Raw genomic sequence first — 13,750 nt, 5'->3', positions numbered from 1 at the left:
TGTATGGGATGTAAAGCATTTAATAACAAGTTCTCTTTCATTTAATAATTTATGTAGCAATTATGCTAATTCTCATACTTGGGATAGATGATTGTGGGCTGACATCTACCTATATTTTAGCAGTTGTTAATTTATTTGATCTGGATATTAGAGAATCTAGCTGTGTAGCTTAGATCCCGCTGATGTTGAATGTGATACCTGCAGATTGTCCCGTCTCTGAGGGTTTGGCTCCTGTACCGTATTTGGCGCTGCTGGGGGTGGGAGCCATTTCTGGTGCTGTTTCAGGCACCGCGTCTCCTAAGTCTGCGATCGGCGGAATGTGATCGGTATGCCGCCAAGTAGGGACACCAGCGAACCCAGTATTTTTCTTGTTTCTTTTTCCATCCTTGAACAGCTTGCTCGCGCCTAGGAAGCCTAAAGTCAAGAGTCGCTGGCTTATAGCTTGCTTAACTTGTTGACTGCCGTTTTATTTGCGGTCATACTTCCTACTAAGGTATAACAATCAGCTAAATATAGTTTTTTGCGAATCCTACTTTATAGGTTTTTTTATGTTGTTTAGCTTCTTGTAAACATTTTTTATTGATTCATAGCACATTTTTTTAATAAATTCTTTTTCTTAATTATATCTTTATTTTATTCTCCAACCTAGACACTGGGAGAGTTTTTAATTATCCAGGAGCGGGGAAAGATTAAACTTTTTTTAAGTTTGACAAAATAAAGGACATCTTTTGTAATATAAAGAAGAAAGTTGAAAAAATTATAAAGACAAACTAATTGGATAAAAGTGTCGCTAAGGTAGTAAAAATGACGGTTGGTCAGAGAAAAAGAGTGTTAAGCTAGGCTAAGCTCAGTCAAAGCAAAAGCTCGATATTTAATTAAGTTCGATCGATAACAAAGGCTAAGGTAAATTTCATGGCAAACTCAGTTTTAAATCAGCCAAACGCAGCAGCAGGAGTGCAGTGGCAGCCACAAGATATTATCCGGGGCCTAGTGTGGAAAATTGCGATCGCAACCTGGCTGTTAATGGCTGTAGGCAGCGCCACGCGAGTCATGAATGCGGGGCTCGCTTGCCCCGACTGGCCGCTGTGCTACGGTCAATTAATACCCGCAGCGCAAATGAATTTGCAAGTATTTCTGGAATGGTTTCACCGATTGGACGCTGCGGCAATTGGCTTAAGCGCGATCGCACTTTTAGGACTATCTTTGTTTTACCGCAGCCGCCTGCCAAAATGGCTGCCGATTGCGAGCGCCGGAGCACTATTTTTAATCGTTTTTCAGGGCGTATTGGGCGGCTTGACAGTAACACAACTGCTGAGATTTGACATCGTTACCGCTCACTTGGGAACAGCTTTACTATTTTTTGGCGCCCTGCTAGTCATCGGTTTCATGCTGACTCCCTACGAAGCTACAGGAAATGTCGGCAAATTAGCTTGGGTAAGTTCGATCGCAGCATTGTTAGTTTACCTGCAAAGTTTGCTAGGAGCATTAGTAGGCTCGAGATGGGCACTGCACCAATGTTTGGACTCCTCAGAATTGTGTTCGGTAATGAACAGCCACATCGCGGGTATCGTACCAGCTACGGCAGCGACTTTAGCCTTAGCAGTCATGGCTTGGCGGCAGCCTGCACTGAGTCCAAACTTGCGAAAACTGGCTAATTGGGCGAGTGTTTGCCTCATTGCTCAATTAGTTCTAGGATTAGCAACTTTCCGGCTGCACCTTCAGGTAGAACCGCTGACAGTCGCCCACCAAGCAGTCGGTGCTGCTTTGCTGGGAACCCTGATAGCTTTTAGTGTTTTAGCTTGGCGCGATCGAGTTTTATCAGCTTGAGAGATAAGACTAAACTAAGATGCGGCGGGTTTATTAATCCTTGTAGCTACAGCAGATATTTATCCTAAAACCCGCCACTCCAACCTAATGACTAATGACGAATTCGCAAATAATTACTAACAGCTTACAACCAATGCAAGAAATCCTTACCAACGACAGGCCCCGCCTCCACGAAAACTTTTCGCAAGTCGTGAAAAGTTACTATCAACTAACAAAACCCCGAATTATTTTACTGCTGCTAATCACCACCTCAGCAGGAATGTGGATGGCCGCCAAAGGAGAAGTAGATCCACTATTGCTGGTATCAACTATTACCGGAGGCGCTTTAGCTTCTGCGTCTGCGAATACGATTAATTGTGTCTACGACAGTGACATCGATTATATTATGGAGCGCACCCGGTGGCGGCCGATTCCTTCCGGGCGTGTCAAGAAGCGGGATGCTTTGATATTTGCGATCGCCCTAGCTACAATATCCTTTACATTGCTGACAGTTGTTGCCAACTTATTAGCCGCATTGCTAGCAATGTCAGGCATCGTTTTCTATGTCCTAATTTACACCCACTGGCTGAAGCGTCACAGCGTGCAAAACATCGTCATCGGCGGTGCAGCAGGGGCGATTCCCCCGCTAGTTGGGTGGGCTGCGGTGACGGGAGATTTGAGTTGGGGTGCGTGGCTGCTGTTTGGGATTATCTTCCTGTGGACACCGCCGCATTTTTGGGCGTTAGCAATGATGATTCGCGACGAATACAAGGAAGTAGGCGTGCCGATGTTACCTGTAATTGAGGGCGACGAAGAGACAGCCCGCCAAATTTGGATGTACACGCTATTGATGATTCCTGCAACTTTGCTGCTAGTTTATCCCCTGCATTTAGCGGGCGCGGTGTATGCGGGAACAGCTATTTTCCTCGGTGCTATTTTTGCCCAAAAAGCTTGGTTGCTGTTGCAGACTCCAGAGGATAAGATTGTTGCGCGATCGCTCTTTAAATACTCTATTCTGTACCTGATGCTATTGTGCGCTGGAATAGTGGTTGACAGTTTGCCTGTGACTCATAATTTTACTACTGCTGTTGTACAAAATGTGCAAACTTTGATTAGTGCGGTTGTGATGTAGTCTTTTGTTAAATAGCCCTTATTAAAATAAAGCCCGCACCTTGCGGGTTTTGTTTATGGTAAAATAGTGGTAGTCATTCTCCCATCTGCGTTAATCAGCGTGCATCTGCGGTTAAAAAAAGAGCTAATGAAAATTCCAGAGAGGCGAACTGATCATGAACTGGAAAGCACACATTCACTCAAATCCTAAAATTCTGCTTGGCAAGCCTGTAATTAAGGGGACACGAATATCAGTGGAGTTCGTTCTAGGGCTATTTTCAGAAGGTTGGACGCAGCAACAAATTCTAGAAAACTACCCAACGTTTAATGCTGAATCTCTACAAGCTGTGTTTGCTTTCGCTGCGGAGAATCCCAATGAAAGTTAAATACGATGCAGAAGCAGACATTCTGATTTTTATCTTACGTGATGCGTTTCCAGCTAATGCTATCTCTGAACCTGGAGCCGTGATTCTCAGTTATGACGAAAATGACGAACCCGTTAGCATCGAATTTCTCAATGCCTCCAAACGTAAACTGTTTAATCCTCAAGAACTCATACTAACGATCGCAACTTAGTTGATGCGCTTGATCGAGGTGGCATCGCAGAATTATATCGCGGTGTGAATTTCGAGCGATAAATGAAGTAAGCTAGAGACAAAGATTTCAAACAATTTTAACCAATGCCAGCATCCGTTGCTTATCTGTTTGACCGAATCACAGTGAACCCAAGATAATGTGGCGATCGTCCCTGCATCCGGGGAATGCGGATTCGAGTCATCGATATCCTAGAGTTGCTAGCTGCTGGTTTGAGTTTTGAGCAAATTATCGAAGAATTGCCAGACTTGGGACTTAACTATCTCAAAGCTGCGCTGATGTATGCAGTCCAAAAACTCGACAAGTAAGAGGTATTTATATGCGAGGCACAGTTCTTAGTTTCTCGATTCAGGCAAATCAGGGATTCATTTCAGGCGACGATGAAAAAAGGTATAACTTTGTTGGCTCAGACTGGAACTTGAGCAATACCCCTACTCAGGGAGTTAGAGTGGATTTTGATGTGGATGGCAATCGTGCTATTTCGATTTATGAAGATCCCAGTGCCGCAGTTTCAACTCAAACTACAAAATCTCGAACAACAACAGGTATCTTGGCTTTATTGCTAGGTGGTTTGGGAGTACATTTTTTCTATCATGGAGCTTGGGGATGGGGGTTAGTCAGTGTACTATTTTCTTGGACTTACATTCCTCTAATTGCTGGCTTGATTATGGGTGTTCGCTATCTTTCAATAACAGATAAAGAATTTGAGAATAAAATCAAAAAGATGCAGGGTCCTTTCGGAACGATAGAGCTTTAATGGTAATCTCTGTTTTCTATTCATGGCAAAGTGAACATCCTGAGTGCGTCAACCACTACTTCATTCGAGATGCTCTGAAGGAGGCAATGAAGGTCATTCAACGAAAATTAGAACTTGAGGAACGACCAGAAGTCGATCACGATACAAAAGGGACACCAGGACTGCCTGAGATTGTGCATACGATCTTTTCAAAGATCGAAATAAGTTCTGCTTTTGTAGCTGATGTGTCTTTTACTTCAGAGTCTACTAAAGGCAGACTTTGTGCGAACGCCAATGTTCTTATTGAACTTGGTTTTGCACTGCACTCGCTTGGGAGTGAGCGGCTAATCCTAGTAATGAATGACGCCTTTGGAAGCCCAGCAAAGCAAATGCCATTCAATCTTGCTTCTCGTCGTTGGCCAATCACTTATACTCTCGCTCCTAATGCAGATAAGGAGACTCGAAAAAAGGTTTCTGGTGAGCTTAGCGGCAAGCTTGCTTATGCACTGGAGGTAATGGCAGACAGCGGTATTCTATTCTCGACTCCTGCTACGAGTTCATGGATACGCTCCGATCGATTACTATTTAGAAAGCTTTTAGAGCAGTTCCCTTACAACAGCCACATGATCTACTTACTTCGTGAGTGGGATGTCGCAGAGCCATTCGAGAGGGAATGGTTAGCAGAGATTGACCGTTTTACCCAAAAATGGAACAATGCGCTCCATGAATTTATAAACCCTACTCTTGAAAGTAAGCGAAAAGACTTCATGCAGAAACTTACCTCGTTCCAAAATGAACTATGGTCAAACACTTGGAGTTGGGGAAGTGATGGTGGTTTGCGTTCTATGAACTTGGATGAATTTAATGATAAACATCCTCGTTGGAAGAAACGAGATGAACTAAATGTTATGGGAACAGAGGCACACGATGCACATCAAGAACTTGTTAGAGCTTGTAAGACTATGCTTGGTCACCCAGAAGCCAGTTAACACTTCATGGCAGCGGACGGTTGAATACCGCTTCTGCTATGTTCGAGGCTATCTGCCCCCGCTGCATTTTGCCGTTAGACCGCTAAATCTGAGTTGGGTTGTTGCTTGAATATATCTATCCAATTCCAACCCAAAGGTGAGTGCCATGCAAGCTAAACTTCAAGAACAGCTTTCTCCTGCTGATGCCGAAGTTATTTGGGGAGGCTTGCCAGAACGAATTAAAGCGGCTCCGATCGCGCGTGCTGCGGAAATTGAATATCCGATCGAAGCTGCGATATAAATGGCGATCGCCCTAATCTCGACACACGTTACACCAACGCCCCTAACGCTTTCAATAATGTCGATTTTTGAGGATTCGTCAATCCCGTTCCCCCTTGAATATTCATACCTTCCTACAGCCGATCGCCCATCAACGTCCTAATACAGCCACCAGTTGCGACATCCGACACTTTAATGGTGCGAATTATAGATTAGGTCTTTTGGGCAATTATATAAACGTGATTTTCAGGATACTGGTCATATTCGAGATGGCGACAGGTGCAATGATGCTCAACCAAAATTTGCAGGAAAGTATCTACACCCAAAGTGCTGTAATCAAAGTCTTGACCTTGAAATGCTCCCGAAACCTCGCTGCTTGTATGTCCGCCGCCACAAGTGAACAGGAGCACTCCATTGGGTTCAAGCGCATCGCATAGCTTTTGTATGACAGGCGCTTGGCTGTTGATTGGCAGATGAAACGTGCTATCCCACGCTGCAATCAGGCTGTAAAGTTTGGGCGGCAGCCAATCACAAATATCTTCCCGGTAAAACGTGATTTCTGGATGTAGCCGCTGGGCTAAATCGATCATTTCCCTAGAAATATCAAGTCCTTCAGGCTGAAATCCATGCTTGGATAAACTGTTGATAAAACGCCCGCTGCTTCCACACCCGACATCAAGTGCTGCGTGCTGCTTAGAAGTAAATTTTATCGCCCGTTCTAATTGGGCAATCCCGTAGGTTGAATCTTGATGCTCAGTTTGCCACCATTGGGCAATTCGATCGTAGCGGGCCGATGTATCATTTGGCTCCATAGAGTGACCTATATCATGACATCTTGAACACTACCAAATTTTTCAATGTTTCAATTTCGGGCTGTCAGTGGGAAAGTGGCGATTTCTGTTGCAGATTCTGGCAGAGGGGGGCGCAGACAAAGATAAACTAGCGGCCCTAACAGCGGAACTAGAGACACTGCCCAAAAAATGCGATCGTCGGCGAGTCCACGGCGTGCCATGTCGTCTCCCAAAAGTGAGGGAAATATTACAGCCATCAAGCCACAATCCCAAGTTATTAAATGCACAAAAGGAATTGATTGCCACTGCCTGACATAATCTCCCCAATCTCCATTTAACCAAGCCCAAGCTAACAGCCAGATAGTAGTTAGTAAAAGTAAAATCCCTGTCCAGCGGGAGTCTGATATTTTGATCAACACATCTTTGCGGCCGGAAAATTGTGGCTGAGGCTGGCGGAGGAGTAAATAGGGAATTAAGCCGATGATGCCCGCGCCGTTGGAAGCGATGAAAGCAGGCCAAGCGGATATATTTTGGGTTTTCTCATCAATGAATAAGAGGCAAGCGTAGACCATCGGCCACACTCCCATGAGAGCGAATATGGTGACAAGGTAGGGGTTAATTCCTTCTAGCTGCAACTTGAGCATTTTTTCCATAACTGTTAGCGTTCCGGGCTGATCGAGAGGAGCTAGCAGTAAGGTGTAGGCAATAAATGTTGCCCAGAGCAACCCCAGAAAAATTTTTGTTTTCATTATTATATATAACGAGTATTTGAACCCGACTAAATTAAATTATGGTAAAGTAACGCCTGAGTTAGGCGCGTCTATCTTAGGTCATAAGCAGTTCGATTGAAACAGCCACTGCAAACCCCGTTTTAGTTCGGGGATGAAAGGCTCTACAGCAGGCGATCATTACTTTAGGCAGACGCAGGGGCCATGTCAGGAGAGATACATTTTAAAGAATCGGTTGTTTTTATTACAAAACCCCTTAGCAAAGGAGTTTCAGCGGTGAACTTAATATCTGTAGAGGAACTCAAAGCGCTGGTACAACAATCTCCTGGATTGTGCGTCTCTATTTATATGCCAGTCGCTCAAGGAACAGAAATTCAACAAAATCCGATTCGGTTCAAAAATTTAATCAGAGAGGCTGAAGACAAAATAGTAGAGTACGGATTTGACAAAAAAGAAGCGGTGGAATTGTTAGAGCCAGTCCGAGCAGAAATTGACCAGGAAAAGTTTTGGGAAAATCAAAGCAACCTGCTGGCGATTTTTGTCGCTTCAGGATTTTTCCGCTACTATAGCTGTCCGGTGAGTTTTGATGAATTAGTGGTTGTGAGCGACAATTTTCACGTTAAACCGCTGATGCCTTTGCTGACAGGAGATAATTTATTTTATGTTTTAGCTCTCAGTCAGAAGGAAGTGAGGCTGATTGAGTGTACGGCTTACGGTGCTCGGGAAGTTGAAGTTGAAAACTTGCCGAAAAGCCTTGATGAGGCTCTGCAATATGACCCGACAGCTAAAGATGGTCAGTTTCGGATTGCTACTGCAAAAGGAGGCACTAATAATTCTTTTCAGCATCCGGGCAGTTTTCACGGCCAAGGAAGTCCGGATCGAGATGAACCCCAGCAGGAAATATTGCAGTATTTCCACATAATCGATGCGGCGCTGCACGAATATTTGCGGAATAAAAAAGCTCCTTTAGTGTTAGCTGGAGTTGAGTATTTGCTCCCGCTTTACCGAGAAGCCAATACCTACCCGCATTTAGTTGAAGAAGGAATTACAGGCAATCAGAAACTTCTCAAGCCGGAAGAGTTGCGGGCCGAAGCTTTGCCGCTGGTGGAACCTTTGTTTTTGCAGGCTCAGTCAGAGGCGATCGCACAATACCACGATCTCACAGGAAGCGATAAAATTTCTGCTGATTTGAAAGAAGCTGTTTCGGCTGCTTATTTTGGACGGGTCGATCGACTATTTGTTGCTCTTGGCGTTCAGCAGTGGGGTACTTTTAATCCCGATACGAACGCGGTGCAAATCCACCCCGAGGCAGAACTGGGCGACGAAGATTTGTTGAATGCCGCAGCAATTCAAACTATTCTCAACGGCGGAACTGTTTACGCGGTGCCGCCGGAAAAAGTTCCGGACGAGGCGCCTTTAGCTGCTATTTTCCGCTATTAATTTACCAGGTTTAAACCAATGGAATCTACTTCAATGACAAATTCCGACAAACAAAACCAAAGTAGCAGCGGCGATACCGAACGCTGGGCATCTTTAATTGGCGGCGGCGCGCTGGTGCTTTTTGGTTTGTCGCAGCGTTCTTTGAGAGGTGCTTTGCTGGCGGTTGCGGGCGGCGGTTTAGCGGCACGCGGGCTGGGGGTTGTGGAGGGTTTGCAGTCGGCGGCAGATCCGAATCAAAGCATTAAAGTTGAAAAGACAGTGACGATCGACAAACCGGCTGAGGAATTGTACCGTTTATGGCGCAATTTTGAAAATTTGCCTCGGTTTATGAAGCATCTCAAACACGTTACGGTCATCGATGAAAAACGTTCTCACTGGATTGCCAGCGCGCCGATGGGCAATAGTGTGGAATGGGATGCAGAGATTGTCCGCGAAGAAGAAAATCGCTTAATTGCTTGGGCGTCTGTTGAAGGATCTGATGTTGACAATTCTGGTTTTGTGCGCTTTCAACCGGCATCAGCGGGACGGGGTACAGAGGTAAAAGTTGTCATCGAATACAACCCTCCGGGCGGTGCAATTGGTGCTGGTGCTGCTAAACTATTTGGCGAAGCTCCCGAACAGCAAATTGCCAATGATTTACGTCGCTTTAAGCAGTTGATGGAAGCTGGGGAAATAGCGACTACAGAAGGTCAACCTTCGGGCCGCAAGTAAGTATCGCACTTTTGGTGGTGAGCCCTTGTAGGGACAGGGCGAGTGTAGGGACTTAGGCCAAGCCCATAGGTGGTCAACTTAAGCTTTTTGTCCACCAGTCCTCCCGCCCACCCGTTAGTTAGTCCGCCAGGGAATGAATTCCCTGTCTCATAGCGAAAGTCCTCTCAAAGAGGACTGAAAAACTCATTAGTCGTCTTCAGACGACTTTCGCTTTGAGGCAGGGGTTTCAACCCCTGTCGGACTATCGGTTGTACGTTAAGTTGACACCTATGGACTCTTGGAGTGTCCCTACGGCACGAGCGATCGAGCGGGATGTCCTTGAGTACAAAACGTAGAGTTTGTGCTCTCAAGCTATTTGTTGTTTACCTGATTAGCTGATGTCATCTCAAGTGGTTTTCGGAAATGCGGGCGCTGAAGGTGCAAGTCGGGGTGGTTGGTTTGCGGGTCATTTTATGACCCCTGAAGATGACGCGCGATCGACTTCTGTTTTAGAGGTAAAATGGGGCGCTCACCCCGCCGGAGATTGTAGGACTCAGTGGGCGGTAAATGCGACAGCCACGACGCTTTCTATCCTGGTAAAAGGGCGGTTTCGCCTGCAATTTCCAGAGCAAGAAATCTTGCTTTCTCGCGAAGGAGATTATGCTCTCTGGCAGCCGGGAGTGCCTCATTATTGGTCGGCCGAGGAGGATTCGGCGATCGTGACTGTGCGCTGGCCTTCCCTGTCGGGAGATAGTTCTGGAGTTAAGAAGTAACTTTAATTTCGGGAACCAAAACGCGGCCGCTATAACCCGCGCGCTGGTAGCGATCGATCGCCTCGGATGCGATCGCACCCGCTTTCCCACTCTCCACCAGCGCTACGCAAGCACCGCCAAAACCTCCGCCCGTCAGCCTTGCGCCGAAGACCCCGGGAATTGACTGCAAGATTGCCGCCAGCGTGTCTACTGCAGGCACCGAAACTTCGTAGTCGTCGCGCTGACTGGCATGGGAAGCATTCATTAACTCGCCAAAACGTTTTGCTGGCAAAGATTTTACCGCTTCGAGTACGCGGTTGTTTTCAGTAACCACGTGCCGCGCTCGTCTTCTGAGGGGTTCCGGCAATACTTCCACAGCTTGGGGATCGGCGATATCCCTAAGAGCTTTAACTCCCAATATCCGCGCGGATTCCTCACACTCGGCGCGTCGCTGGTTGTAGCCGCTTCCTGCTGCCAGTTCGTGGCTTTCGCCACTGTCAATTATTAAAATTTCTGTGTTTGTGGGAAAAGGTATCGGGCGGCATTCGAGGCTGCGGGTGTCGATCAATAGCATGGTGTTGGTGTCGGCTAAACTCGACGCCATTTGATCCATGATGCCACAGTTCAAGCCGGCATACCGGATTTCGACTTGCTGTCCGATTTGAGCGAGGCGCACGTCGTCTAGGGGGAGGTTCAGCAGCGCGCGCAGTCCTCTGAGGGTTGCTATTTCTAAAGCGGCGCTGCTGGACAAACCGGCTCCGATCGGCACAGTCGAGGTAATGTAGAGGTTTATTGGCGGTATTTTGTATCCTTCTTTTTCTAAAAGTCTCAGGCAGCCACAGATATAACTGACGAATTTTTGCGGTATGGTATCGTCGTCTGAATAATTTATGAGTTCGTCATATTCTGCTGAATAAAAATGGTGTCGATCGTCACTGCTGAAGCCTATTTGTACTGTGGTGCGCTGGGGAATCGCAGTTGGAAGTACAAATCCATCGTTGTAGTCTGTGTGTTCGCCCAGCAGGTTTACTCTGCCGGGGGCGCTGGCTGTGGTTTTGGGTAATGTACCAAATACTCGTTGGAATTTCATTGTTGGGGAAATTGGTAATTGGTTCTTGGTTATTTGTTATTGGTTATTTGGAAAAACAGCTATCCGTGTATCCGTGCCTTCCCTGTTGTGCTGTTGGTAATGGGAAAGAAATAAATTTATTTTTTATCGTTTGTCCTTATTATAGTGCCCAAGTTTTGTGGTTAATTCAACCCCAGTTAACAAAAATAAACATGACCCTAGGTTAGGAAAAAATATAGAGCTGTGATAAAATGACAGCCTAAGATTTCTCCAAAAATTCAAAAAATGCGATCGACCAGACCCCGGAAACAGTTTGCTCAACATTGGCTCAAAAGCGAGAAAGCCTTAGATAAGATTGTGAAAGCGGCTTCTTTGGATCGCGATCGCGTCCTAGAAATTGGGCCGGGTACGGGGATTTTGACTCGGCGTTTGCTGCCTGCGGCTGAGTCTGTTGTTGCTGTGGAGATCGATCGAGATTTGTGTCTCAAGCTAGCCAAACAACTCGGCAAAACAGACAATTTTTTACTGCTGCAAGGCGACTTTTTGGAAATGGACTTAGAGGCGGAATTAACGGCTTTTCCCAAATTCCAAAATCCCAATAAAGTTGTTGCCAATATTCCTTATAATATCACCGGCCCGATTCTGCAAAAACTGCTGGGAACGATATCTGTTCCTGCGGCTAAACCCTTCGATGCGATCGTGCTGTTAGTGCAGAAAGAAGTGGCCCAAAGGCTTTACGCTAAACCGGGTTCGACAGCTTTTGGCGCGCTGTCGGTGCGGGTGCAGTATTTAGCAGAATGCGAGTTAATTTGCGATGTGCCGTCTAAAGACTTTTTTCCGCCACCAAAAGTCGATTCCGCCGTGGTGCGGCTGCTTCCCAGACAGATAGAAACTGCGGCGGTTAATCCGCGCTATTTGGAGACTTTAGTTAAGTTGGGATTTGGTAGCAAGCGCAAGATGCTGCGAAATAATTTGAAAGGGGCTGTGGATTTAGATAAACTCGTTCAATTGTTAGAAGAGTTACAGATAAATCCTCAATCTCGCGCTGAAGATTTAAGCGTGGAGCAATGGGTAAAGTTGAGTAATAATATTATGTGCGATGTTTGAAGTTCAGGATGGGGTTAGATACCCGAATTATTTAATAATTCGGCTATCGTGGTATTTGTTTAATAAGGAGTTTTCGGTGTGAATACTAAAAGTTTAATTTAGGTTTGATGGGGATTCTTAAAGGTTTCTTGCAGGCTAATCGGAATTTTAATAAGAAATTCTGCACCTTTCCTAGGTGCAGAAATACAGTGCAATTCGCCTTTATGTCTTACTGTGATAATTTGATAGCCAATCGATAAACCTAATCCCGTGCCTTTACCTACTGGTTTAGTGGTAAAAAATGGATTAAATAACTGGTTCATCACCGATTCTGTTATTTCTGGCCCGTTGTTGCTAATTCGGATTTCTACCACTTCAGTGTCTGAAAGTTTGGTAGAAATTTTAATCAAGCGGGGATTTGTTTCATTGCCTGCAATCGACTCGCTGTGGTTGTCCTCTTCTAAAGCATCAATAGCATTAGCGATGATATTCATAAACACTTGATTTAGCTGTCCCGGGTAGCACTCTATTTGGGGTAAATTGCCATATTCTTTGATAACTTGAATATTCGCCAAACCGGGCTTAGCATTCAATCTGCTTTGCAAAATCATCAGTGTGCTGTCAATTCCTTCGTGAACGTCGGCTAATTTCATTTCTGCTTCGTCATGGCGCGAAAAAATTCGCAGCGACTTGACAATACCGAGAATGCGCTCGGCCCCGTTTTTCATAGAAATTAATATTTTTGGTAGGTCATAGATAATAAAATCTAAATCTACCGACTGCAGTTTTTCTTTAAGTGTGGGTAGGGGATTCGGATATTGCTCTTGATAGATATTCACCAAATCTAGCAAACTATCGGCATACTCGCGAGCGTGAGTAACATTCGCGTAAATAAAGTTAATCGGATTGTTGATTTCATGAGCAACGCCAGCCACCAATTGCCCCAAAGACGACATTTTTTCGCTGTGAATTAGCTTTGATTGAGCCTGCTTCAATTCAGACAAGGCTTGTTCGAGCTGTTGAGTTTGAGACTTTAACTCTGCGGTGCGTTCTTCAACTCGAATTTCTAATTCTTCTTTAGCTTTTTTTAGTGCTGCTTCGGCTAATTGGCGATCGACAATTTCCGATGCTAGGAGTCGGTTTGCCAATTCTAACTGTTGAGTTTGAGACTTTAACTCTGCGGTGCGTTCCTCAACTCGAATTTCTAATTCTTCTTTGGCTTTTTTTAGTGCTGCTTCTGCTAATTGGCGCTCGACAATTTCAGCTTCTAGGAGTCGGTTGGCGGATTCTAACTGTGCGGGACTGGGAAGTGCTAGGGCTTGAGGGATTAAGTCTACCAAAAGTATGGCTGTAGCAAATGAAATAATGGCAGTAATTGCTTTCATTGTTCCTGAAAGCCAATAGGTAGGATGCCAAAGCGTCCAGACTTCAAATATGTGAGTGATGCCACAGGCGACGATAAAGCCTCCAAACATGGTAAAGATCCAGTCAAAGGGCAAATCTTCGCGTTTGGAAATAAAATAAATCAGTGTAATCGGGATAGAGAAATATGCTAGTGCAATGATCGAATCTGAGGCCAGGTGAAGCCAGACTAACGGGGTCTGCCAGAGATAGCAGTGACCGTGAGGAATAAATGACCCGGAACTAAAAAAAGTTTTCCACATTTCCTGCATAATATTTCCTTTGAGTTGTGAGAAAATG

16 protein-coding genes and 1 pseudogene are annotated in these 13,750 nt (G+C 45.4%); 12 read left to right on the top strand and 5 right to left on the bottom strand.

The genetic code is table 11. The features are described 5' to 3' along the window. Positions 1-169 precede the first annotated feature (169 nt). The gene (locus tag QUB77_RS04220) at positions 170-424 is read right to left on the bottom strand and encodes a hypothetical protein (protein WP_333170111.1); all 255 of its coding nucleotides are present in this window, start codon (positions 422-424) and stop codon (positions 170-172) included. Positions 425-912: 488 nt separating this feature from the next. Between QUB77_RS04220 and QUB77_RS04215 the strand changes: the two genes are divergently transcribed. From QUB77_RS04215 to QUB77_RS04180, 8 genes and pseudogenes are all read left to right on the top strand, one after another. Beyond that, positions 913-1,827 carry a heme A synthase gene (locus QUB77_RS04215; protein ID WP_333170112.1) on the top strand — a complete coding sequence of 305 codons (915 nt, stop codon included), beginning with the start codon at positions 913-915 and terminating at the stop codon, positions 1,825-1,827. A gap of 133 nt (positions 1,828-1,960) precedes the next feature. Continuing rightward, the gene (locus QUB77_RS04210; RefSeq protein ID WP_333170259.1) at positions 1,961-2,938 is read left to right on the top strand and encodes a heme o synthase; all 978 of its coding nucleotides are present in this window, start codon (positions 1,961-1,963) and stop codon (positions 2,936-2,938) included. A gap of 154 nt (positions 2,939-3,092) precedes the next feature. Continuing rightward, the gene (locus QUB77_RS04205; RefSeq protein WP_333170114.1) at positions 3,093-3,302 is read left to right on the top strand and encodes a DUF433 domain-containing protein; all 210 of its coding nucleotides are present in this window, start codon (positions 3,093-3,095) and stop codon (positions 3,300-3,302) included. Further along, positions 3,292-3,492, top strand: a complete 201-nt coding sequence (locus QUB77_RS04200; protein WP_333170116.1) for a DUF2283 domain-containing protein — start codon at positions 3,292-3,294, stop codon at positions 3,490-3,492. The genes QUB77_RS04205 and QUB77_RS04200 overlap by 11 nt, the downstream gene beginning before the upstream one ends. Before the next feature lie 104 nt (positions 3,493-3,596). After that, positions 3,597-3,818, top strand: a pseudogene (locus QUB77_RS04195) (DUF433 domain-containing protein). 11 nt (positions 3,819-3,829) lie between these two features. Next, the gene (locus QUB77_RS04190) at positions 3,830-4,267 is read left to right on the top strand and encodes an NINE protein (RefSeq protein ID WP_333170118.1); all 438 of its coding nucleotides are present in this window, start codon (positions 3,830-3,832) and stop codon (positions 4,265-4,267) included. Next, positions 4,267-5,235 (top strand): hypothetical protein, encoded by a 969-nt coding sequence (locus tag QUB77_RS04185; RefSeq protein ID WP_333170120.1) that lies wholly within the window; start codon positions 4,267-4,269, stop codon positions 5,233-5,235. Before QUB77_RS04190 ends, QUB77_RS04185 begins: the two co-directional genes overlap by 1 nt. A gap of 145 nt (positions 5,236-5,380) precedes the next feature. Next, the gene (locus QUB77_RS04180) at positions 5,381-5,515 is read left to right on the top strand and encodes a hypothetical protein (RefSeq protein ID WP_333170122.1); all 135 of its coding nucleotides are present in this window, start codon (positions 5,381-5,383) and stop codon (positions 5,513-5,515) included. Positions 5,516-5,705: 190 nt separating this feature from the next. Here the strand turns inward: QUB77_RS04180 and QUB77_RS04175 are convergent, their stop codons facing one another. After that, complete coding sequence (locus QUB77_RS04175) at positions 5,706-6,305, bottom strand: class I SAM-dependent methyltransferase (protein WP_333170124.1); 600 nt, start codon at positions 6,303-6,305, stop codon at positions 5,706-5,708. A 50-nt stretch (positions 6,306-6,355) separates the two neighbouring features. Beyond that, positions 6,356-7,033: a DUF2834 domain-containing protein gene (locus tag QUB77_RS04170; RefSeq protein WP_333170126.1), complete on the bottom strand. Its 678-nt coding sequence runs from the start codon at positions 7,031-7,033 to the stop codon at positions 6,356-6,358. Between the two features lie 255 nt (positions 7,034-7,288). Here QUB77_RS04170 and QUB77_RS04165 point away from each other — a divergent pair, with 255 nt between their 5' ends. From QUB77_RS04165 to QUB77_RS04155, 3 genes are all read left to right on the top strand, one after another. Beyond that, positions 7,289-8,452 carry a baeRF3 domain-containing protein gene (locus QUB77_RS04165; protein WP_333170128.1) on the top strand — a complete coding sequence of 388 codons (1,164 nt, stop codon included), beginning with the start codon at positions 7,289-7,291 and terminating at the stop codon, positions 8,450-8,452. Positions 8,453-8,470: 18 nt separating this feature from the next. Further along, positions 8,471-9,163 carry an SRPBCC family protein gene (locus QUB77_RS04160; RefSeq protein WP_333170130.1) on the top strand — a complete coding sequence of 231 codons (693 nt, stop codon included), beginning with the start codon at positions 8,471-8,473 and terminating at the stop codon, positions 9,161-9,163. 377 nt (positions 9,164-9,540) lie between these two features. After that, complete coding sequence (locus tag QUB77_RS04155) at positions 9,541-9,915, top strand: signal peptidase I (RefSeq protein WP_333170132.1); 375 nt, start codon at positions 9,541-9,543, stop codon at positions 9,913-9,915. Here the strand turns inward: QUB77_RS04155 and galK are convergent. Next, positions 9,905-10,984 (bottom strand): galactokinase, encoded by a 1,080-nt coding sequence (gene galK, locus QUB77_RS04150; protein WP_333170134.1) that lies wholly within the window; start codon positions 10,982-10,984, stop codon positions 9,905-9,907. The two genes, QUB77_RS04155 and galK, sit on opposite strands and share 11 nt — an antisense overlap. Before the next feature lie 264 nt (positions 10,985-11,248). Here galK and rsmA point away from each other — a divergent pair, with 264 nt between their 5' ends. After that, positions 11,249-12,070 carry a 16S rRNA (adenine(1518)-N(6)/adenine(1519)-N(6))-dimethyltransferase RsmA gene (rsmA, locus tag QUB77_RS04145; protein WP_333170135.1) on the top strand — a complete coding sequence of 274 codons (822 nt, stop codon included), beginning with the start codon at positions 11,249-11,251 and terminating at the stop codon, positions 12,068-12,070. Positions 12,071-12,168: 98 nt separating this feature from the next. Here the strand turns inward: rsmA and QUB77_RS04140 are convergent, their stop codons facing one another. Continuing rightward, complete coding sequence (locus QUB77_RS04140) at positions 12,169-13,722, bottom strand: ATP-binding protein (protein WP_333170136.1); 1,554 nt, start codon at positions 13,720-13,722, stop codon at positions 12,169-12,171. Positions 13,723-13,750: the final 28 nt, after the last annotated feature.

The organism is Microcoleus sp. AT9b-C3 (genome assembly GCF_036705485.1).
GTDB lineage: Bacteria > Cyanobacteriota > Cyanobacteriia > Cyanobacteriales > Microcoleaceae > Microcoleus.
The sequence above is the reverse complement of the archived record's forward strand: the minus strand, read 5'-3'. Positions and strand labels throughout refer to the sequence as shown.

Excerpts from the sequence above, each read along its gene's own strand:
- QUB77_RS04210 (WP_333170259.1), top strand. The coding sequence starts at position 1,961 with ATGCAAGAAATCCTTACCAACGACAGGCCCCGCCTCCACGAAAACTTT.
- QUB77_RS04215 (WP_333170112.1), top strand. The coding sequence starts at position 913 with ATGGCAAACTCAGTTTTAAATCAGCCAAACGCAGCAGCAGGAGTGCAG.
- QUB77_RS04200 (WP_333170116.1), top strand. The coding sequence starts at position 3,292 with ATGAAAGTTAAATACGATGCAGAAGCAGACATTCTGATTTTTATCTTA.
- QUB77_RS04160 (WP_333170130.1), top strand. The coding sequence starts at position 8,471 with ATGGAATCTACTTCAATGACAAATTCCGACAAACAAAACCAAAGTAGC.
- QUB77_RS04185 (WP_333170120.1), top strand. The coding sequence starts at position 4,267 with ATGGTAATCTCTGTTTTCTATTCATGGCAAAGTGAACATCCTGAGTGC.
- galK (WP_333170134.1), bottom strand. The coding sequence starts at position 10,984 with ATGAAATTCCAACGAGTATTTGGTACATTACCCAAAACCACAGCCAGC.
- rsmA (WP_333170135.1), top strand. The coding sequence starts at position 11,249 with ATGCGATCGACCAGACCCCGGAAACAGTTTGCTCAACATTGGCTCAAA.
- QUB77_RS04190 (WP_333170118.1), top strand. The coding sequence starts at position 3,830 with ATGCGAGGCACAGTTCTTAGTTTCTCGATTCAGGCAAATCAGGGATTC.
- QUB77_RS04170 (WP_333170126.1), bottom strand. The coding sequence starts at position 7,033 with ATGAAAACAAAAATTTTTCTGGGGTTGCTCTGGGCAACATTTATTGCC.
- QUB77_RS04140 (WP_333170136.1), bottom strand. The coding sequence starts at position 13,722 with ATGCAGGAAATGTGGAAAACTTTTTTTAGTTCCGGGTCATTTATTCCT.
- QUB77_RS04155 (WP_333170132.1), top strand. The coding sequence starts at position 9,541 with ATGTCATCTCAAGTGGTTTTCGGAAATGCGGGCGCTGAAGGTGCAAGT.
- QUB77_RS04175 (WP_333170124.1), bottom strand. The coding sequence starts at position 6,305 with ATGGAGCCAAATGATACATCGGCCCGCTACGATCGAATTGCCCAATGG.
- QUB77_RS04205 (WP_333170114.1), top strand. The coding sequence starts at position 3,093 with ATGAACTGGAAAGCACACATTCACTCAAATCCTAAAATTCTGCTTGGC.
- QUB77_RS04180 (WP_333170122.1), top strand. The coding sequence starts at position 5,381 with ATGCAAGCTAAACTTCAAGAACAGCTTTCTCCTGCTGATGCCGAAGTT.